Here is an 18,494-nt window from a genome sequence, read left to right on the forward strand (position 1 = left end):
TTATAATGGCATTAGATTCAAAAATTCCAAATGGTCCTATAGCGGACAAATGGACAAATTATAAAGATCATATTAATTTAGTAAATCCTGCTAACAAACGTAATCTTGATATTATCGTAGTTGGTACAGGTTTGGCTGGAGGTTCGGCTGCGGCAACTTTGGCCGAGTTAGGATATAACGTAAAAGCATTTTGTTTTCAGGATTCTCCACGTCGTGCGCACTCTATCGCTGCACAAGGAGGTATTAATGCGGCAAAAAACTATAAAGGTGATGGTGACTCAGTTTACAGATTGTTTTACGATACTGTAAAAGGAGGTGACTACCGTGCACGTGAGGCAAACGTTCATCGTTTAGCTGAAGTTTCTGCTAATATTATTGACCAGTGTGTGGCTCAGGGAGTGCCATTGGCTCGTGAATATGGCGGACTTTTGGATAACCGCTCTTTTGGAGGAACTTTGGTTTCCCGTACATTTTATGCACAAGGACAAACAGGACAGCAATTATTGTTAGGAGCATATTCAGCAATGAACCGTCAGATTGGCCGTGGAAAAATAAAAATGTACAACCGTCATGAAATGCTGGAATTAGTAGTTATTGACGGAAAAGCGAGAGGAATTATTGCTCGTAACTTAATCACAGGAGAAATTGAAAGACATTCTGCTCATGCTGTAGTAATTGGTTCCGGAGGATACGGAAACGTATTTTTCCTTTCTACAAATGCTATGGGAAGTAATGCAACAGCAGCCTGGAAAATTCATAAAAAAGGAGCGTTTTTCGCAAATCCTTGCTACACACAAATCCACCCAACATGTATCCCGGTTTCAGGAGATCATCAGTCTAAACTGACTTTGATGTCTGAATCGTTGCGTAATGACGGTCGTATTTGGGTTCCTGCAAAATTAGAAGATGCTCAGGCTATTCGTGAAGGAAAGAAAAAAGCAACTGATATTGCTGAAGCAGACAGAGATTATTTCTTGGAAAGAAGATACCCTGCTTTTGGTAACTTGGTTCCTCGTGACGTTGCGTCTCGTGCTGCTAAAGAAAGATGTGATGCAGGTTTTGGCGTTAATAAAACAGGCGAAGCAGTTTATCTTGATTTTGCGGCTGCTATCGAACGTTACGGAAAAGAAGCTGCTCACGTTAAAGGATTGAATGAAAACGACAAAGCTTTAGTTACTAAATTAGGAACTGATATCGTAAAAAGTAAATACGGAAACTTATTCCAAATGTACTTGAAAATTGTTGATGAAGATCCTTATGTAACGCCAATGATGATTTACCCAGCGGTTCACTACACAATGGGAGGAACTTGGGTTGATTATAACTTAATGACTACAATTCCTGGATGTTTCTCAATTGGAGAGTCTAACTTCTCTGATCACGGAGCAAACAGACTTGGAGCTTCTGCTTTAATGCAAGGTTTAGCTGATGGATATTTTGTATTGCCATACACTATTGGAGATTACTTAGCTCCGGATATTAAAATGGGACCAATTTCTACAGACTTACCAGAATTCGTTGAAGCTGAAAAATCAGTAAAAGATTTAATCAATAATTTTATCAACAATAAAGGAACTCATTCTGTAGATTATTTCCACAAAAGATTAGGTAAAATTATGTGGAATAAAGTTGGTATGGCCCGTAACGCTAAAGGTTTAACTGAAGCTATGGAAGAAATTGCCGCTTTACGTGAAGAGTTTTATAAAGATGTAAAAGTTCCTGGAAGCGCTAACGAGTTTAATCAGGAATTAGAAAAAGCAATCCGTGTTGCCGATTTCTTAGAATTAGGAGAATTGTTTGCGAAAGATGCTTTACACCGAAATGAATCTTGTGGAGGTCATTTCCGTGAGGAATACCAGACAGAAGAAGGAGAAGCACTTCGTGACGACGAAAACTTTGCATACGTTGCAGCCTGGGAATACAAAGGAAAACCAAGTGATGCCGTATTACACAAAGAACCTCTGAATTACGAAAACATTAAATTAGTTCAAAGAAGTTATAAATAAAACTAGTTAAGAGTTAAGGGTTATGAGTTTAAAGTCATTCGAAGATTTGGAGTGCTGGAAAGCGGCACGAGAATTAAGAATCTTTGTTTCTCGAAATATTCTTTCGAAATTTCCAATTGACGAAAAATATGCCTTAACTAGTCAGCTAAAACGATCTTCAGGATCTGTTAGTGATAATATTGCCGAAGGGTTTGGCAGATATCATTATCAAGAAAATATTCAATTCTGCAGAATTGCGAGAGGTTCTTTAACGGAAGAAAGCTTTAAATCAGGTAATTACTGCTTTAGATGAGGATTATATTGAAGAAGATTTGTTGCAACAATTTAGAGAAAGGTTCGAAAGAACCAAAGCAATATTAAATGGATACATAAATTATTTAGCTAAGACGAAAATGGAGTAGTAGCCCTATGACGTTTAACTCTTAACTTATAACACCTAACATAAATATGAAACTTACATTAAAAATATGGCGTCAAAAAAACGCACAAGATAAAGGAGGGATTGTAGAATATCCTATCGATGGAATCGAACCAGACATGTCTTTTCTTGAAATGTTAGACGTTCTTAACGAACAATTAATACATAAAGGAGAGGAGCCTGTAGCCTTTGATCACGATTGTCGTGAGGGAATCTGTGGAATGTGTTCTTTATTCATCAACGGAGAAGCGCACGGACCAGACAGAGGCGTTACAACTTGTCAGTTACACATGCGTATGTTCAAAGATGGTGACACAATTTTTATCGAGCCATTTAGAGCAAAGGCTTTCCCAGTGATTAAAGATTTAGTTGTTGACAGAAGTTCTTTTGACAGAATTCAGCACGCAGGTGGATTTATTTCGGTTAATACTTCAGGAAATACAATCGATGCGAATGCTATCCCGGTACCAAAAGCAGATGCAGATAAATCATTTGATGCTGCTGCTTGTATTGGCTGCGGTGCTTGTGTGGCAACTTGTAAAAACTCTTCGGCAATGTTGTTTGTTGGAGCAAAAGTTTCTCAGTACGCTTTATTGCCACAGGGTAAAGTTGAGGCAACAGAGCGTGTGTTAAATATGGTTCATCAAATGGATTTAGAAGGGTTTGGTAACTGTACTAATACCGGAGCTTGTGAAGTAGAATGTCCTAAAGGAATTTCTCTTGAAAATATCGCACGTATGAACCGCGAGTATTTAGCAGCAAGTTTAAAAGGATAAATAAATACATTTAGTTTTGTACGAAACGCATTCATTAATTTGAGTGCGTTTTTTTATTATTAGATCATAATTAGGGTTTGCTGAAGAACTCAAATCCTCATAAAAATCAGTAATTCCGAGTTTGAATATTATTATTAAGTGCAAGGTTTTTACACTAACACCTTCAAAAACCTTGTAACTAAAAATCTAATTTTTGTAATTTATATTTTTAAACCCAGAGTAGTATTAGACATTGAAACAAGCTTATTTATACAGATCCGGAAATATTTTTACATTAAATAAAAACACTTTATTTTTATCACTGTAACTATAAACCAATGCATACTCATTCTTTCTAAAAACCTGAAGCCCTGGATTTGCTTTTGCTGTACTGATTAAGCTCTTTTCAATTTCCGTTTTTATAACATTTACCTCAGCAGTTTCTTTTACAACATTCAACAAGGTCAGATTGTACTGAACCGTTCTTTCTTCATGTAAACTTACGCTATCCAGACGAATTCCTTCCTGAATAATCAACGGGCAATTTTTATTGTATTTCACTACTAATTCTGTTACTTCTTTATTTGCTTCTTTAGTATTTTCAGTAATAAAAAAATAAAAATATCCCGCGACGCCCATTGCGACTACAATAATTGCTAAAAATAAAATATTCTGCTTTCTCATGTTTGTATTCTTAAGGCTTATCACTTATTATCCTGGCTTTTTTTCATCGCATTAAAGTACGCTGCACGGCTAAGGGGCTCGTATTCTTCGGTTTCGCCAAGCATTACCAATTTATCATTATCGGTTTTTCTAAAACTGTAATTGGCGAGATTTCCGGTTCTGGTACAAACTGCATGAACTTTTGTTACATATTCAGCAGTGGCCATAAGACCCGGCATTGGTCCGAATGGGTTTCCTTTAAAATCCATATCTAATCCAGCCACAATTACACGAATCCCCTGATTCGCCAGATCATTGCAGATCGTTATGATTTCATTATCAAAAAATTGAGCTTCATCGATTCCAATTACATCACAGCCCTGAGCTAAAATAGCAATATTGGCTGCGGCGGGAACCGGAGTTGACCTAATTTCATTAGCATCGTGTGAAACGACCATTTCGTCATGATAGCGGGTATCTATGGCAGGTTTAAAGATTTCGACTCTTTGTTTGGCAAACTGGGCGCGCTTGAGCCTGCGGATTAATTCCTCGGTTTTACCCGAAAACATTGATCCACAAATAACTTCAATCCAGCCAAATTGTTCTTTGTGATTTACTGTATTTTCGAGAAACATTTTGTATTTTTCTACCTTTAAAAATGAATAGTTTTTATTACTTTGTACTGGTAATAAACGGATGTAAAAATTGCCCTTTTACACTTTTTCAAAAGTAGAGAATTTTTATGGAATTGAAGATTCGCTCGCGTTTATTAACAGAAAATAAATATCAGACGAATTTCTTTCGCAAAATAAAAGACATTCAAAATAGACTAAAATACCCTATTCACTATAATTTCAATAGTTATGAAAAAAAAACTGGAAGCCGATTTAATCAGCATTGCACATCGAATTTTAAAGCTTAAAAACAAATCCGATATCAATCAATTGTATCTGGAAACACAGAAATTATATGAGAAATTAACTGTTTTAAAATTTGTAGAAGAAAATTTTGATGATATAAAACCAACCATCGGATATAGCCAAATTGAATCTCAGATTGCAACTGTTTTTGAAAGAGTGGAGGATCTTCCTCCAGCAATTAAGGCTGAAGAAAAAGTTCCGGCTGATGTTGAACACGCTGTAAATGAGGAGGTAGAAGTTGTTGCCAAACCTGAAATTATTGAAGAAAAACCAACAGAAATTGTTGCTGAAATTCCGGAAGATACTCTAACACAAAAAGAAACTGTAGTCGAAATTCCTGTAGAAGTTGTTGAGGGCATTTCTGTGAAAATTGAAGAACCTGTTTCGGAAACCAAAATAACAACAGAAACTACCGAAGAATTTTCTTTTAAAACAGTAAGCGATTTAAAACCGATTCCGGATTTTAAACCTGCATTTGAGTTAGATAAAGAAGAGATAATGCCTGAAGAATCAAAAGCACAAGCTCCTGCAAAATCAGATGCTGTTACAATTTCGCTGGAGGATATTCTGGGAGTTAGTTATGTAGATGCGCAATTTGTCAAAGTAGATGATATTAAAGATGTTTCTTCTACTCCTGCCGCTTCAATAAATGAATTTCAGGAGAAGCAGGCTACAATTTCGGCTACAATTGCAGAACCGGTAAAGCCTAAGTCAGTTCCGTTAAACGAAAAACTGGCCAGAGGCTTTCATATTGATCTGAACGATCGTATTGCTTTTACCAAAAATCTTTTTGCAAACAGCACAGAAGATTACAGCCGCGTTTTAAATCAGCTTTTAACATTTGACAGTTTCAGTGAAGCCAAAGAATTTATCGAAAACATGGTAAAACCGGATTATAACGACTGGCAGGGAAAAGAAGATTATGAAGAACGTTTTCTGGGAATTATTGAGAAGAAATTCTCTTAAAACACGAATTTCACAGATTTACACTAATTTATATTCGTGGAATTTTTGGAAATTGAATTATTCGTGTTAATTCGTGCAATTTGTGTTTAATATTTAAAATTATTATGTCTAAATTATATATCGTTCCAACGCCAATCGGCAATCTAGAAGATATGACTTTTCGCGCCATTCGCGTTTTGAAAGAAGTCGATTTGATTTTGGCCGAAGACACCAGAACGAGCGGTAAACTTTTAAAGCATTTTGAAATTGGCACGCACATGCACAGCCATCATATGCACAACGAACATAAAACCACTGAAAACTTAATTGCACGTTTGAAAGCCGGCGAAACGATCGCTTTGATTTCAGATGCCGGAACTCCGGCTATTTCAGATCCCGGATTTTTACTGACCCGAGCCTGTGTTGAAAATAAAATTGAAGTGGAATGTCTTCCGGGCGCTACGGCCTTTGTTCCCGCTTTAGTCAACAGCGGTCTCCCAAACGATAAATTTGTTTTTGAAGGTTTCCTGCCTGATAAAAAAGGGCGTCAGACTCGTTTTTTGGCTTTAGCCGAAGAAACCCGAACGATGATTTTGTATGTTTCACCACATAAATTGGTCAAAACATTAGCCGAATTTATTACTTATTTTGGAGAGGACCGACAAGTGTGTGTTTCGAGAGAATTATCAAAATTACACGAAGAAAATGTACGAGGAACTGCAAAAGAAGTTCTGGCACATTTTGAAAAAACAGCACCGCGTGGCGAAATTGTTGTTGTTGTTGCTGGAAAAACGATAGAGAAAGAAGCTAAAAGAAGTAAATATTCGAAGGACGACGAAGACGAAAATTGAAATAATTATCACAGGTTGCTAAAAAATAAATCACAAATTACACAAATTTTCACTAATTCAATTTGCGGAAATTTGTGTAATTCGTGGTTAAAAAACTAAGTATAAAAAAATAAATTATGAGCATACAAGCCTTTTTAGAAAAAGTAAAACAAACCCCAACACAAATCACATTTCCTGAAACTATTGCCGTAATTGAAGAAAACTACAACTTTACGCCAACTGCTTTTCAAAACGGAACACAACATAACGCTGCCGGAGAAAATTCAGGTTCTTGTAAATTATTTTCTTTTGCAAAACTGCAAAACTTAAGTAAAGAAGAAACTTTAGCGTGTTTTGGAGCTTTTTATTTCGAAGAAGTTTTAGGCGATCCAAACGGAACAAACCACCAAAACATTAGAAATTTCATTAACCTTGGCTGGGAAGGAATTCAGTTTGAAGGAAATGCTTTGGAGCAAAAATAAATTATTTAAGATTTTCGATTAACGATTTTTGATTAACGATTTTTGATTTCAGATTTAAAAATCAAACAATTAAGTCATCTACAGTAAATCAAAAATCGTTAATCAACATTCAAAAATCATCAATCTAATGCGCTGGACTATAAAACAAAAACCTTCTGAAGATAAAATCAAACATCTGGCACAAGCCTTAAATGTAGAAGATTTTGTAGCCACACTTTTGATTCAGCGTGGAATTGAAACTTTTGATGAGGCAAAGAATTTCTTTCGTCCGTCATTAGAACATCTGCATGATCCTTATTTAATGAAAGATATGGATAAAGCCGTTGCCCGAATCGAATTGGCAATTAAAAATCAGGAAAATATTCTGGTTTTCGGCGATTATGATGTGGACGGAACGACTGCTGTTTCTTTGGTTTCTTCGTATTTAAAATCCCATTACCCAAATATTGCGACTTATATTCCGGACCGTTACGACGAAGGTTACGGAATTTCTTATAAAGGAATTGACTTTGCAGACGATAACGGATTTTCTTTGATTATCGCTTTAGACTGCGGAATAAAATCGATCCATCATATCGGCTACGCAAAAGCCAAAAAAATAGATTTTATAGTTTGCGATCACCACCGCCCAGGTGAAATTCTACCGGATGCTATTGCGGTTTTAGATCCAAAAAGAGAAGACTGCTCTTATCCTTACGATGAATTGTGCGGCTGCGGAGTTGGTTTTAAACTCATTCAGGCTCTTGGGCAGAACCGAAATGAAACCATAGAAGATCTGGTTCCGTATCTGGATTTGGTCGCTACTGCAATTGCTGCTGATATTGTTCCGATTACGGGAGAAAACCGTGTTCTGGCCTATTTTGGTTTAAAGGTAATCAACAGTGAGCCGAGACCTGGGATAAAAGCCTTGGTACATCAGGTAAAAAAGAAAGTTTTGGATATTACCGATGTTGTTTTTATAATATCTCCCCGAATTAATGCGGCAGGAAGAATCAAACACGGAAATCATGCTGTCGAATTGTTAACCGAATTTGATTTTGAACAGGCACAGCAATTTGCTTCAGAAATCGAACAATATAATGCCGACCGGAAAGATTTAGATAAAAAAATTACCAAAGAAGCTTTTCAGCAAATTATAGAAAACAATGAAGAAGAACGTTTTTCAACCGTTGTTTTTCAGGAAGACTGGCACAAAGGCGTAATCGGAATTGTAGCTTCTAGATTAATTGAAACGTATTACCGTCCGACTTTGGTTTTCACTAAAAGCGGAGATAAATACGCTGCTTCAGCAAGATCTGTAAAAGGTTTTGATGTCTATAATGCATTAGACAACTGTTCAGAACATCTGGAGCAATTTGGGGGGCATATGTACGCCGCAGGAATGACTTTAAAAGCAGAAAATTATCTGGCTTTCAAAGCCGCTTTTGAAAAATGCGTACAAGAAACGATTCATCCCGATATGCGGACTCCGGAAATCGAAATTGATGCTGAAATTGATTTCGCAGATATAACGCCAAAACTGATTCGGATTCTAAAACAATTTGAACCTTTTGGACCGCAAAATATGACACCCGTTTTTATGACAAGAAATGCAAAAGATACGGGATATGCCAAAACTCTTGGTTCAGAAGAAGAACATTTAAGGCTTTTTGTCAAACAAAACAACTCTGACGGAATTGCCGCTATTGGTTTTGGACTCGGAAAAAAAATAAATATTGTACAAAATCAAAATCCGTTTCAACTCGCGTACAGCATCGCTGAAAATGAATGGAACGGAACTATTTCCACTCAGCTGATGCTGAAAGATATTAGAAGTAATGAAAAATAACAAAAACAAAAACGATCCGTATCAGGCATTACGCTACAGAGAATTCAATGTGTTTTTATTATTGCGTTTTGCAATGGTTTTTGCCTGGTCCATGCAGTTTATTGTGATTGAATGGGAAGTTTACAGTTTGACTAAAGATCCGCTCTCTTTAGGTTTTATTGGTTTGATGGAAATAATTCCTGCCGTTTCAATGGCTTTGTTTGCAGGACATATTGTCGATCAGAGAGAAAAGAAAGGATTATTAGTAAAATGTATTTTAGGTTTTTCAGCCATTAGTTTTGGCCTTTTCTTGTTGACCTGGCCAAAAGTCGTTGGAGATTGGTCTAAAGATTATATTTTGTATGCCATTTATGCTCTTGTTTTTGTCGGTGGTATTGTTCGTTCTTTTATGGGGCCAACTATTTTCTCTCTTTTATCCTTAATCATTCCTAAAAAAGTATATCCAAATGCGGCAACCTGGAGCAGTACCGTTTGGCAGATTGGAGCCGTTATGGGGCCTGCATTGGCAGGGTTTTCAATTAACTGGATTGGCGTTCACTGGTCGATGTGTCTCGTATTCGGGTTTTCTATTCTTTCCTTAATTGCCTTATCGCAAATCAGCAAAAAACCAATCTTAAATCCGAAAATTGGAGAATCTATAAAAGACAGTCTTACTGAAGGTTTGACTTTTGTATTCAAGAATCAGATTGTTTTAGGTGCGTTATCACTTGATATGATTGCGGTACTTTTTGGAGGAGCCGTAGCATTATTGCCTGTTTTTGCTCAGGATATTTTAAAAGTGGGTTCTGAAGGTTTTGGGATCTTAAGGGCTGCTCCTGCAGTAGGATCTTTTATCACAGTACTCGTTTCTGCTTATGTCCCTTTAAATAAAAATGCAGGGAAGAAACTTTTAGCAGCCATATTTGTTTTTGGATTGTCGATTATTTTATTTGGTCTTTCTACTTATTTCTGGCTTTCTGTTTTCGCTTTATTTTTGAGCGGTTTGGCCGATGGAATTTCGGTAGTAATCCGTCAGACTATTTTACAGCTTAAAACACCGGATCACATGCGGGGTCGTGTTGGTGCTGTAAATTCAATTTTTGTGGGATCTTCTAATGAACTGGGTGCTTTTGAAAGCGGTGCGACTGCCAAATTAATGGGAACTGTAACTTCTGTTGTTTTTGGTGGAAGTGTGACGCTTTTAACGGTTATTGTAACCGCACTTAAATCACCAACTTTTAGAAATTTGGATCTGAATAAAGATATGGAAGATCATCATAAATTAGAGTAATCAAATTCATTTGAATCATCTATTCTATTTGTATTCAATGTGTTAATTTTTTTTAAAATGTTAAAAAAAGGATAAAACAGAGTTCAATTTTAATCTTATTTCATTTCTTTATTAAAAAAGCTAATGAAATATACTACTGCGCTATTTTCCATTCTTTTTGCATTTAGCATTTCTGCTCAGGAATCGATAATTTCAGGCAAACTAAAAAACGCTCAAAACAACGAAGAACTCGCTTATGTAAATATCGGAATCGTCAATAAGAATGCTGGAACTGTTTCAGACGAAAAAGGAATTTTCAAATTGAAACTGAATGAAATAGTAACCCCAAATGATACCGTTGTATTTTCTCATATTGGTTTTGAAACGAAAAAATTATTGGTTAGTCAACTGAAATCGGATCATAATACTATTGAGATGACACCTTCTGAAAACATATTGGAAGAAGTTGTAGTAGCCTTCAAAAAACCAAACTCAAACAATTTGGCAGAAGTGGAAAAGGTTTGGGGCTTATGCATTTTAATTTCTTTACCGTTCATGACAAAACTGTCGATGATTATCTGAGTCGTGAAAGAGGAATGAAATTCCGAATCAAAAAAGATTGTAAAGTCAATGATTTCAATTTCAATATTACTTCTAACGAATTTCAATCGGTTACATTCAGACTAAATTTTTATAAAATTGAAAATGGCTTACCTTCTAAAATAGTAATTGAAAAAGACATCATTTTTGAAGTCAAGGACAAAAAAACAGGATTATTTTCAGTTGACTTAAAACCTTACGATATTTATCTCGATAAAGAAATGGGCGATATTGCGGTCACCATTCAATGGCTTCAAAGTATAAAAGCCAACGAAAAAAGCAAATTTTTCTCTATTTCTACCGCTAAGTCTGCCACTGAAAGTAGTTTTTACAGAGAAAGAAATATGGCCAATTGGAGCAAAACCGGACAAAGCCTAACATTCTACCTCAACACCATGTGCCAGTAAACTGAAAAAATATTTTTTATGATTTTTTTATTTAGAATTAATATAAATAATATTTATATTTGTTGAAATAAAGGATTTTATAATGAAAGATATTGAACAGATATACTACAACAACTTTGGAGTATCTTTTTACTGGAAAAAGGAAAACAAAACCATTTTAGATAAAGTACAATTGGTTTTCAGGGAAACTGGATTTTATCTTTCTGTTGCAGAATTGAATCAGTTTTGTAATTTGATTGAGGACAGCCTTATTGAAAATACTTGTTGTGAATCTTGTCAGCTAAAAAACAGCTGCCATAAATTTTTACTCAAAACACCTCTGCCACAAGTAGATTTAGCGGTTTCGATGAAAGAGATAAAATCAATAAAAGATTTGATTGAAGGAACTTTATTTCGATTGGATCTGGATGAATATGTATATGGAGCGGGTTTAAACTAAGAAATTCAAAATTATTTAACAGTTATTTTTCATAATTGAAATATATTTATTTTAAAAAAGTATATTTACAATAATGAAGAAAGCCCTTGTTATTTTTACTTTATTTGCCCAGACGCTGCTTTTAATAAGTTGTAAAAATGAAGCCGATGATTATATTGATCCTCGTGGAACCGATTATGCTGGTTCCGAAAGCTGTATTCAATGTCATCAGCAACAGCACGAAACTTCTATTCTCAGTGCACATTACAAAGCTTCATTACCTGCGACTCAAAAGAATATTTTAGGGCATTTTACAAATGGCAAAAATACTTTCGTCTATGACAAAAACACTAAACTTGTCATGGAGAAACGTTACGATTCACTTTATCAGGTATTGTATGAAAACGGAAAAGAAGTCAAAGCATATCCTTTTGATGTTCTCTTCGGCTTTAAACATGCACAAACCAGTGGCTACTGGAAAAATCATAATTTTTATGAATTACCCATCTCTTACTATAAATCGATAAACAACTGGGCCACAAGTCCGGATTATTCTGCTACGAATGCTGATTTTAGTAAAAAAATACAAAAGGAATGCTTTTCATGTCACAGTTCTAATATTGGAAGCAACTGTGTGACTACAAGCAGTTCAGAAGCTTATAATTATATGGGAATGGAAGTCCATAATTTCATGAACAAAAACACTTTGATTTACGGAATAGATTGTGAGCGCTGCCATGGACCGGCAAAAGAACATGTCCGGACGCATTTAAAATTTCCAGATTTAAAGAAAGCGCAAAATATGGTGCCTTTTCGAAACCTGAACAGGCAGCAAAGAATAGATGGCTGTGCTTTATGCCATTCAGGAAATGATAAAATCAAACTAAAATCACGATTTCAATTTAAACCGGGAGAAAGTCTGACGGATTATTTTCAGGAAAACCGCCTTCCAAAAGACAGCCTGAATCTTGATGTTCATGGAAACCAGTTAGGGCTGCTTTCTCAAAGCAAATGTTTTCAGAAAAGCCAGACTATGGACTGTATTACCTGTCATAATCCTCATCAGGATATACCGCAAAAAAATATTTCGTATTCTAAAATCTGTATGAGTTGTCATCAAAGTACACAGCATAAAGCTGTAACTTTAAAAACAATTTCAAAATCGGAATTACCGAATAATTGCGTCGAATGTCATATGCCAATACAAAATTCTAAAGTAATCCGTTTTCAGCAATCAAATAATCCCGCTATAAATAGCTATTTGTTACGAACACACAAAATAGCTGTTTATCCAAATTCGACCGAAATAAAAAACAAGCAACACAAATGAAAACCACATCATCCTTTTTTTTATTAATATCTCTACTGAACATTTCATTTAGCTTTAGCCAAAGCTATTCTCTAAAAGATTTTGAAGTAAGTAAAATTCCAAAAATGGATAGTAAAGAGTGGTATGATCTTAACCATTCATCAGATAAAACATTTGTTTTCTCATTAGAATCGGGTAAAATAAAAATAGAAAAATATCAATACTCACCTCATGTTGAATATGATATTCCGAGTGGAAAATTAATTGCGGTGAATATGGGAGAATTTGGAGGTGGATTATATTTTAAACCAAAAGATACTACCCAAACCGTATATGTTAACGGAAAAAATGCAAAAGAAATCAAACCCCGATTTTTCGGTGGTCTAATGATTCCTGATGACAATCCAATTCATAATTTTATTAAAGATAGTAAGCTTCTTCAAAGTGGAAATTTTCAGTTTATTTTTGGGTTCAACGATTCTATATATTTGCTGGGAGGTTTGGCTCACATGAGCCTTAATTTTGGAAATCTGTTTAGTCTTCGTAATGAAAATGAATCTTTTTTTATTTCCGAAACATTAAAACTGGATGACGCTCCTTCAGCGATGTGTGTTCATAAAAACTTCATTTATATAGCAGGGAACAAAGGGTTTTATATCCTTGATAAAAACTTACAAAAAACCACACTTTTTAATGATTTATTCTGGTATGGTCTATATCCAGCTTCTGTAGTAGTGCTTGACGAAAAAAATGTATTTGTAACCATTCGAGGAGGCTACGTAAAAATTAATACAGTAGACAAAAAGCTACAATTTTACAAAGCGAAATAACATCTTAGCACACTACAAATTTCCGGCAATAGACATAGTTTTCAATTCTAAATGTCTCTGCGAACCAGAATGATAAAACTCATTATTTCTCAAACTTTTTAAGTTCAAAATTTTCACCATCAAAAACACCGTACGTAAAGTAACCAATCCAGTCGCCCAGATTTACATATTCTGAATCTTCTCCCACCGGAATAATCATAGGTAAATGACGGTGACCAAAAATAAAGTAGTTGTAATGTTTGGTTTCAAGTTTTCGTTTGGCATACAAAACCAGCCATTCATTTTCTTCACCCAGAAATTTCACATCTTCATCACCGGAAATAAGTTTGTTTTTTACGGATAAGTATTGTGCCAGACTTACACCAACATCCGGATGAAGCCAGCGGAAAAGCCATTTTGAAAACGGATTTGTAAAGACCTTTTTCATTCTTTTATAGCCTTTGTCTCCGGGGCCTTTTCCGTCCCCGTGGCCAATCAGGAATGTTTTTCCACTAAATGTAAATTCTTTATTGTCATGATAAACCGGGATATTCAATTCGGTCTCAAAATAATCATGCATCCACAAATCATGGTTTCCGACAAAGAAAAAAATAGGAATGCCGCTATCACGAAGCTCAGCCAGTTTGCCTAAAATACGAACAAAGCCTTTTGGAACAACCGTTTTATATTCGAACCAAAAATCGAATAAATCGCCTACTAAAAAAATAGCTTCAGCATCTTCTTTCACCTCATCAAGCCAGGCCACGAATTTTTTTTCACGAGGCAAGCTCAATTCGGGAGTTGGAGCTCCAAAATGCTGGTCAGAAGCAAAATATGTTTTTTTCATTGGTGTGTTAAAAGTTAGATGTTAGAAGTTATGAGTTTTTGACTTTAACGTTTAACTCTTAACTTAAAACTTTATTACATATTATCAGATGCAAACCATTCTGCGAATGAAGATTCTGTTTCCTGAAGTTTTAGGGAAAAAAGTGAAATTCCGACAGGCAAACGTGATCTAATTCTTTTAGCAAAATCGATTACCATGTTTTCGCTTGTTGGCTGGTAATCTACTAAAATTACATGATGACCACGATTTTTCAGTTCGTTTGCCAATTCAATATGTGGTGTAGTTTCGTTAAATACAGTTGCATGGTCAAACTGGTCGACGATTTCTTCTTTTACAATTTTCTTTAGATCCGAAAAATCGATTACCATTCCGAATTTTACATTGGATCGATCCGTAATTGGCGAACCAATAACTGTTACCGATAATTTATAACTATGTCCGTGAACGTTTTTGCATTTTCCGTCGTAGCCGTATAAAGCGTGTCCGGTTTCGAAACTAAATTGTTTTGTAATTCTGATATTACTCATCGGTTGTTTTTTCTGCAAATTTAGGAAATAGATGTTGAGAAATGACCTTTTAATAAAAAAAGGTCTTGCTTTACCGTTTTTAGCCCTGATCGTAGCGACATCCTTTTGTGGCGGGGTTCGCCACAAAAGATATAGCGGAGAGCAGGAATCAGCTCCTGAAAAAACTACTTCTTAAATTGCAATAAAGCTTTTTTAGTAAAATCTGACAAAACGAGTCTTCCGGTGATTTTAGCACGCTCTATCAGGACAGATTCCCATTGTTCTGTACCTTCCCAAATAATTTTTTTCATCTCAACTAAAGCTTCAGGATTATATGAACTGAGTTTTTGTGCAAAATTTTCCACTTCGGCATCCAGTACATCAGCATTATGAAGTGCTGAATAAAGTCCGTTTTGCAAGGACCAGCTTGCCGATTTCCATTCGTGAGCGGCCAAAGTCATCTGGGTCATCGCCATTTTACCAATTTTTCGTGAAACAGCAGGCTCAATGACAAACGGTCCTATACCAATAGAGAGTTCCGAAAGTTTTACGGCACTCTCTGGCGTAGCCAAAACATAATCGCAGGCAGCAATAATACCCACCCCGCCACCAACGGCTTTTCCCTGTACGCGCCCAATGATAAGTTTGGTACAATTACGCATTGCGTTTAGTAAATGAGCAAAACCCGAGAAAAATTCGGTTCCCTGTTCTTCGTTTTGCACCGCCAGAAGTTCATCAAATGAAGCGCCAGAACAGAATACTTTCGAACCTTCGCTTTGCAGAATAATAACGGAAACGGCTTCATTTCGGCTTAACAAATTAATTTCGGCCGTCAGGCGATCCAACAACTGGCGCGGAAAAGAATTACTTGCCGGATGACCAAACTGAACAGTTGCGATGGTATTTTGAAAAGAAGTTTGTAAACTTCCGTTTAATTTTTCAGAACTCATAAAATTAGTTTTAAAAGTAAAGTTACGGTTTTGAAAAATATTTTGCCTGAAACTGTCTTAAATTTGTTTTTTGAAAATTAATTGACTTTATTTGCTGTAGAATTGGGGGATTAGCTCATTTGGCTAGAGCGCTACGCTGGCAGCGTAGAGGCGACCGGTTCGAATCCGGTATTCTCCACAAATTAATTATTAAGCATTTATGGTAAAATCTGTAAGTGCTTTTTTTATGTTTTTACACATAATTCACACCACTTTATTCACACCACTTTTAAAAGAGCATAAAAAAAGCCACAATTGAATAACCATTATTGGCTTAAAAGTATATGTTGTCCCGTCCTGAAATAGCGATACACAAAAACAATCGTTATGGAAGAATACAGCAATTATGTAAAGCGCACCCAGCGAGATTACAGCATGTCCTTAAAACTTCAAATCGTTAGAGAAGTTGAGCAAGGTAGTTCATCAATTACCCAAATTAGAAAACAATATGGTATTCAAAGCCATGCTACAGTTCTGGGCTGGTTACGAAAATTTGGTAACTTTGATTGGGAAAACCAATCCCCTTTGAATATGGCAAAGTCACCCGAACAAAAAATTATGGAACTTGAAGCCCAAGTCAAGCTATTAGAAAAACAAAAGGCTTTTTTAGAACGACAAGCTTACGTTGCAGATAAAAAAGCAATCTTGTTTGACATGATGATTGATTTAGCTGAGAAAGAATATCATATCGATATCCGAAAAAACTCTGCACCCGAACAATCGCCCGCTTTAAAGCAAAAGAACAAAAAACAGTAGCGTTTACCTGTTATTTGTTCGGGATAGACAGACAGGTTTATTATCGAAAGACTAGAAGAATAGCATCCAAACAAAACAAAGCCAAAGAAGTGATTTTGATGGTGAATAATATCAGGAAGACAATGCCTAGAATAGGTGCTCGAAAACTATATTATCTTTTGTTGGATAAACTTCAATTAATGAAAATTGGAAGAGATAAGTTCTTTGATATACTCAGAGCCAATCATTTATTGATACATTCTAAACGAAGTTATCATGTAACGACTAACTCACATCATCGATTTAATAAACATCAAAATCGAATTCTAGATTTAGAAATTAACAGACCAGAGCAAGTTTGGGTCTCTGATATAACCTATATAGGAAAAAGAGATAATCCTTGCTATTTAAGCTTAGTCACAGATGCTTATTCTAAAAAGATTATGGGATATTATGTCGCCGATAACATGAACACAGAAAGCAGTTTGAAGGCTTTTAAAATGGCTCTTAAACACAGAAACAACAAAAACTTACCATTGATACATCACTCAGACAGAGGGATTCAATATTGTGCTAATGACTATCAAAAGCAGCTTAATAAAAATAAAATTCTATGTAGTATGACACAAAACTCTGACCCTTATGAAAATGCAGTGGCAGAAAGGATTAATGGTATTTTAAAACAGGAATTTAGGGTTGACAAATACAACCAAAAAGCAGAAATCATGCAAAAAATTGTAAAAGAAGCTATTGATATCTATAATGAAATCAGACCTCATTATTCTAATTACATGCTTACTCCAAATCAGATGCATAACCAAAACAAAATTAAAATGAGAACCTATAAAACAAAAAACAGTAGCAAACCTGAGCTTGCTACTGTCTAAAATTGTACTTTTATTTTTTATTAATCCTGTATCACTTTTTCAGGACTAGACATGTTGTAAATAATTCAGGAGCTTAACATCTAAAAGAATCATTTTACAGAATCAATTACTTCATTCTCTTCAAAATCTCATTATATTCCTCAAGTAACTTCAAATATTTGTTTTTCCAATATTCAACTTGTGATTCATCTTTTTTATAGTCTGTAGCAGGTTCATTAATCACATTCTGGTAAGGATTAAATTCTTTGATCTCATCTGAGAAGTCATAGTGTATAATTTTCCCTATCTGTAGTACTATATCAAGAGAAACATTATTGTTGTCGAACATCAGATACATCCATCTTCTGCTTTTTCCTAACTTTTTAGCTAATTCAGTGATAGGATACCCGCTTTTATAGACTGCTTGTTTTATTATCTCTCCCCTGTGTTCCATACCTACAAATATGTGCACTTGAATGAGAAATAAATTTCACCAAATGTACTCATATATGTGTATTTTGAGTGTATATTTGTTTTGAACTATAATGATTTTAAGCTTTTTTGCGAGGAAATGTGCATAAAAGTTCATAATCATACAAAAACTTAGATTAACCTAATAATCTGAATAAAAATAATTTCAAAGGAATGGAAATATACGAAACACTTGAAAAACAACTAAAAAAAGAGCCAAATTATATTACAGACGATGGAATGTTGAAAAAATGGGTTGTAATAGATAAGGCACAAAATTATGATGCAGAACTTATTGGTCTGTTGCTTGACAACAAAGAGCTAAAAGAAAAATTTTTTCTTGAAATAAAAAGTGTTTTGGTATTTAACCAATCTTTGTTTGTGCAGTTTTTGGAACAAAAGAACTATTTGAATGACAGTTATACGGCATTCAAAAACAAA

22 protein-coding genes, 1 tRNA gene and 1 pseudogene are annotated in these 18,494 nt (G+C 35.2%); 18 read left to right on the forward strand and 6 right to left on the reverse strand.

Annotated elements, in window-relative coordinates:
• The first annotated feature begins 5 nt into the window (after nucleotides 1–5).
• From ACNC7R_RS01630 to ACNC7R_RS01640, 3 genes are all read left to right on the forward strand, one after another.
• Nucleotides 6–2,006, forward strand: coding sequence for a fumarate reductase/succinate dehydrogenase flavoprotein subunit (locus ACNC7R_RS01630; RefSeq protein WP_417939256.1), 2,001 nt, complete (start codon nucleotides 6–8; stop codon nucleotides 2,004–2,006).
• Nucleotides 2,007–2,028: 22 nt separating this feature from the next.
• Entirely contained in the window at nucleotides 2,029–2,298 is a 270-nt protein-coding gene (locus ACNC7R_RS01635) for a four helix bundle protein (protein ID WP_417939257.1), read from the forward strand.
• Nucleotides 2,299–2,453: 155 nt separating this feature from the next.
• Nucleotides 2,454–3,200 (forward strand): succinate dehydrogenase/fumarate reductase iron-sulfur subunit, encoded by a 747-nt coding sequence (locus tag ACNC7R_RS01640; protein ID WP_417939258.1) that lies wholly within the window; start codon nucleotides 2,454–2,456, stop codon nucleotides 3,198–3,200.
• A gap of 243 nt (nucleotides 3,201–3,443) precedes the next feature.
• On the opposite strand, the gene ACNC7R_RS01645 is transcribed toward ACNC7R_RS01640, so the two are convergent.
• Both ACNC7R_RS01645 and ACNC7R_RS01650 read right to left on the reverse strand, forming a co-directional pair.
• On the reverse strand, nucleotides 3,444–3,863 hold the full coding sequence (locus ACNC7R_RS01645; RefSeq protein WP_417939259.1) for a hypothetical protein: 420 nt from the start codon (nucleotides 3,861–3,863) through the stop codon (nucleotides 3,444–3,446).
• Between the two features lie 20 nt (nucleotides 3,864–3,883).
• A complete protein-coding gene (locus ACNC7R_RS01650) occupies nucleotides 3,884–4,477 on the reverse strand; it encodes a thymidine kinase (protein WP_417939260.1) in 594 nt (197 codons plus the stop codon).
• Between the two features lie 228 nt (nucleotides 4,478–4,705).
• Between ACNC7R_RS01650 and ACNC7R_RS01655 the strand changes: the two genes are divergently transcribed.
• From ACNC7R_RS01655 to ACNC7R_RS01700, 10 genes are all read left to right on the forward strand, one after another.
• Nucleotides 4,706–5,728, forward strand: a complete 1,023-nt coding sequence (locus tag ACNC7R_RS01655; protein ID WP_417939261.1) for a hypothetical protein — start codon at nucleotides 4,706–4,708, stop codon at nucleotides 5,726–5,728.
• Nucleotides 5,729–5,832: 104 nt separating this feature from the next.
• Nucleotides 5,833–6,558, forward strand: coding sequence for a 16S rRNA (cytidine(1402)-2'-O)-methyltransferase (rsmI, locus tag ACNC7R_RS01660; RefSeq protein ID WP_417939262.1), 726 nt, complete (start codon nucleotides 5,833–5,835; stop codon nucleotides 6,556–6,558).
• Nucleotides 6,559–6,674: 116 nt separating this feature from the next.
• On the forward strand, nucleotides 6,675–7,019 hold the full coding sequence (locus tag ACNC7R_RS01665; RefSeq protein ID WP_417939263.1) for a HopJ type III effector protein: 345 nt from the start codon (nucleotides 6,675–6,677) through the stop codon (nucleotides 7,017–7,019).
• 127 nt (nucleotides 7,020–7,146) lie between these two features.
• Complete coding sequence (recJ, locus tag ACNC7R_RS01670) at nucleotides 7,147–8,847, forward strand: single-stranded-DNA-specific exonuclease RecJ (RefSeq protein WP_417939264.1); 1,701 nt, start codon at nucleotides 7,147–7,149, stop codon at nucleotides 8,845–8,847.
• Nucleotides 8,837–10,117 carry an MFS transporter gene (locus tag ACNC7R_RS01675; protein ID WP_417939265.1) on the forward strand — a complete coding sequence of 427 codons (1,281 nt, stop codon included), beginning with the start codon at nucleotides 8,837–8,839 and terminating at the stop codon, nucleotides 10,115–10,117. The genes recJ and ACNC7R_RS01675 overlap by 11 nt, the downstream gene beginning before the upstream one ends.
• 123 nt (nucleotides 10,118–10,240) lie before the next feature.
• Entirely contained in the window at nucleotides 10,241–10,678 is a 438-nt protein-coding gene (locus ACNC7R_RS01680) for a carboxypeptidase-like regulatory domain-containing protein (RefSeq protein WP_417939266.1), read from the forward strand.
• Nucleotides 10,627–11,103, forward strand: coding sequence for a hypothetical protein (locus tag ACNC7R_RS01685; protein WP_417939267.1), 477 nt, complete (start codon nucleotides 10,627–10,629; stop codon nucleotides 11,101–11,103). The genes ACNC7R_RS01680 and ACNC7R_RS01685 overlap by 52 nt, the downstream gene beginning before the upstream one ends.
• An 82-nt stretch (nucleotides 11,104–11,185) precedes the next feature.
• The gene (locus ACNC7R_RS01690; RefSeq protein ID WP_417939268.1) at nucleotides 11,186–11,542 is read left to right on the forward strand and encodes a hypothetical protein; all 357 of its coding nucleotides are present in this window, start codon (nucleotides 11,186–11,188) and stop codon (nucleotides 11,540–11,542) included.
• A gap of 73 nt (nucleotides 11,543–11,615) precedes the next feature.
• Nucleotides 11,616–12,851: a hypothetical protein gene (locus ACNC7R_RS01695; RefSeq protein ID WP_417939269.1), complete on the forward strand. Its 1,236-nt coding sequence runs from the start codon at nucleotides 11,616–11,618 to the stop codon at nucleotides 12,849–12,851.
• Nucleotides 12,848–13,660, forward strand: coding sequence for a hypothetical protein (locus tag ACNC7R_RS01700; RefSeq protein WP_417939270.1), 813 nt, complete (start codon nucleotides 12,848–12,850; stop codon nucleotides 13,658–13,660). The genes ACNC7R_RS01695 and ACNC7R_RS01700 overlap by 4 nt, the downstream gene beginning before the upstream one ends.
• Nucleotides 13,661–13,742: 82 nt before the next feature.
• Here the strand turns inward: ACNC7R_RS01700 and ACNC7R_RS01705 are convergent, their stop codons facing one another.
• The gene (locus tag ACNC7R_RS01705) at nucleotides 13,743–14,486 is read right to left on the reverse strand and encodes a UDP-2,3-diacylglucosamine diphosphatase (RefSeq protein WP_417939271.1); all 744 of its coding nucleotides are present in this window, start codon (nucleotides 14,484–14,486) and stop codon (nucleotides 13,743–13,745) included.
• Nucleotides 14,487–14,560: 74 nt separating this feature from the next.
• A complete protein-coding gene (locus tag ACNC7R_RS01710; RefSeq protein WP_417939272.1) occupies nucleotides 14,561–15,013 on the reverse strand; it encodes a 6-pyruvoyl trahydropterin synthase family protein in 453 nt (150 codons plus the stop codon).
• Nucleotides 15,014–15,044: 31 nt separating this feature from the next.
• Here ACNC7R_RS01710 and ACNC7R_RS01715 point away from each other — a divergent pair, with 31 nt between their 5' ends.
• Nucleotides 15,045–15,188 carry a hypothetical protein gene (locus ACNC7R_RS01715; protein ID WP_417939273.1) on the forward strand — a complete coding sequence of 48 codons (144 nt, stop codon included), beginning with the start codon at nucleotides 15,045–15,047 and terminating at the stop codon, nucleotides 15,186–15,188.
• On the opposite strand, the gene ACNC7R_RS01720 is transcribed toward ACNC7R_RS01715, so the two are convergent.
• Complete coding sequence (locus ACNC7R_RS01720; RefSeq protein ID WP_417939274.1) at nucleotides 15,178–15,942, reverse strand: enoyl-CoA hydratase/isomerase family protein; 765 nt, start codon at nucleotides 15,940–15,942, stop codon at nucleotides 15,178–15,180. The genes ACNC7R_RS01715 and ACNC7R_RS01720 overlap by 11 nt on opposite strands.
• Nucleotides 15,943–16,046: 104 nt before the next feature.
• Between ACNC7R_RS01720 and ACNC7R_RS01725 the strand changes: the two genes are divergently transcribed.
• From ACNC7R_RS01725 to ACNC7R_RS01735, 3 genes are all read left to right on the forward strand, one after another.
• A tRNA-Ala gene (locus ACNC7R_RS01725) sits at nucleotides 16,047–16,120 on the forward strand.
• 188 nt (nucleotides 16,121–16,308) lie between these two features.
• Nucleotides 16,309–16,737: a transposase gene (locus ACNC7R_RS01730; protein ID WP_417939275.1), complete on the forward strand. Its 429-nt coding sequence runs from the start codon at nucleotides 16,309–16,311 to the stop codon at nucleotides 16,735–16,737.
• Nucleotides 16,738–16,751: 14 nt separating this feature from the next.
• Nucleotides 16,752–17,603 carry an IS3 family transposase gene (locus tag ACNC7R_RS01735; protein ID WP_417939276.1) on the forward strand — a complete coding sequence of 284 codons (852 nt, stop codon included), beginning with the start codon at nucleotides 16,752–16,754 and terminating at the stop codon, nucleotides 17,601–17,603.
• Between the two features lie 106 nt (nucleotides 17,604–17,709).
• Here ACNC7R_RS01735 and ACNC7R_RS01740 read toward each other — a convergent pair whose 3' ends face one another.
• Entirely contained in the window at nucleotides 17,710–18,036 is a 327-nt protein-coding gene (locus ACNC7R_RS01740) for a hypothetical protein (protein ID WP_417939277.1), read from the reverse strand.
• A gap of 257 nt (nucleotides 18,037–18,293) precedes the next feature.
• Between ACNC7R_RS01740 and ACNC7R_RS01745 the strand changes: the two are divergent.
• A pseudogene (locus ACNC7R_RS01745) lies at nucleotides 18,294–18,491 on the forward strand (site-specific DNA-methyltransferase); the annotation flags it as partial.
• Nucleotides 18,492–18,494 lie beyond the last annotated feature (3 nt).

The organism is Flavobacterium adiutor, assembly GCF_048282555.1.
GTDB lineage: Bacteria > Bacteroidota > Bacteroidia > Flavobacteriales > Flavobacteriaceae > Flavobacterium.

Coding starts and splice junctions, on each gene's coding strand:
- ACNC7R_RS01630 (WP_417939256.1), top strand. CDS start 6: ATGGCATTAGATTCAAAAATTCCAAATGGTCCTATAGCGGACAAATGG.
- ACNC7R_RS01635 (WP_417939257.1), top strand. CDS start 2,029: ATGAGTTTAAAGTCATTCGAAGATTTGGAGTGCTGGAAAGCGGCACGA.
- ACNC7R_RS01640 (WP_417939258.1), top strand. CDS start 2,454: ATGAAACTTACATTAAAAATATGGCGTCAAAAAAACGCACAAGATAAA.
- ACNC7R_RS01645 (WP_417939259.1), bottom strand. CDS start 3,863: ATGAGAAAGCAGAATATTTTATTTTTAGCAATTATTGTAGTCGCAATG.
- ACNC7R_RS01650 (WP_417939260.1), bottom strand. CDS start 4,477: ATGTTTCTCGAAAATACAGTAAATCACAAAGAACAATTTGGCTGGATT.
- ACNC7R_RS01655 (WP_417939261.1), top strand. CDS start 4,706: ATGAAAAAAAAACTGGAAGCCGATTTAATCAGCATTGCACATCGAATT.
- rsmI (WP_417939262.1), top strand. CDS start 5,833: ATGTCTAAATTATATATCGTTCCAACGCCAATCGGCAATCTAGAAGAT.
- ACNC7R_RS01665 (WP_417939263.1), top strand. CDS start 6,675: ATGAGCATACAAGCCTTTTTAGAAAAAGTAAAACAAACCCCAACACAA.
- recJ (WP_417939264.1), top strand. CDS start 7,147: ATGCGCTGGACTATAAAACAAAAACCTTCTGAAGATAAAATCAAACAT.
- ACNC7R_RS01675 (WP_417939265.1), top strand. CDS start 8,837: ATGAAAAATAACAAAAACAAAAACGATCCGTATCAGGCATTACGCTAC.
- ACNC7R_RS01680 (WP_417939266.1), top strand. CDS start 10,241: ATGAAATATACTACTGCGCTATTTTCCATTCTTTTTGCATTTAGCATT.
- ACNC7R_RS01685 (WP_417939267.1), top strand. CDS start 10,627: ATGCATTTTAATTTCTTTACCGTTCATGACAAAACTGTCGATGATTAT.
- ACNC7R_RS01690 (WP_417939268.1), top strand. CDS start 11,186: ATGAAAGATATTGAACAGATATACTACAACAACTTTGGAGTATCTTTT.
- ACNC7R_RS01695 (WP_417939269.1), top strand. CDS start 11,616: ATGAAGAAAGCCCTTGTTATTTTTACTTTATTTGCCCAGACGCTGCTT.
- ACNC7R_RS01700 (WP_417939270.1), top strand. CDS start 12,848: ATGAAAACCACATCATCCTTTTTTTTATTAATATCTCTACTGAACATT.
- ACNC7R_RS01705 (WP_417939271.1), bottom strand. CDS start 14,486: ATGAAAAAAACATATTTTGCTTCTGACCAGCATTTTGGAGCTCCAACT.
- ACNC7R_RS01710 (WP_417939272.1), bottom strand. CDS start 15,013: ATGAGTAATATCAGAATTACAAAACAATTTAGTTTCGAAACCGGACAC.
- ACNC7R_RS01715 (WP_417939273.1), top strand. CDS start 15,045: ATGTTGAGAAATGACCTTTTAATAAAAAAAGGTCTTGCTTTACCGTTT.
- ACNC7R_RS01720 (WP_417939274.1), bottom strand. CDS start 15,942: ATGAGTTCTGAAAAATTAAACGGAAGTTTACAAACTTCTTTTCAAAAT.
- ACNC7R_RS01730 (WP_417939275.1), top strand. CDS start 16,309: ATGGAAGAATACAGCAATTATGTAAAGCGCACCCAGCGAGATTACAGC.
- ACNC7R_RS01740 (WP_417939277.1), bottom strand. CDS start 18,036: ATGGAACACAGGGGAGAGATAATAAAACAAGCAGTCTATAAAAGCGGG.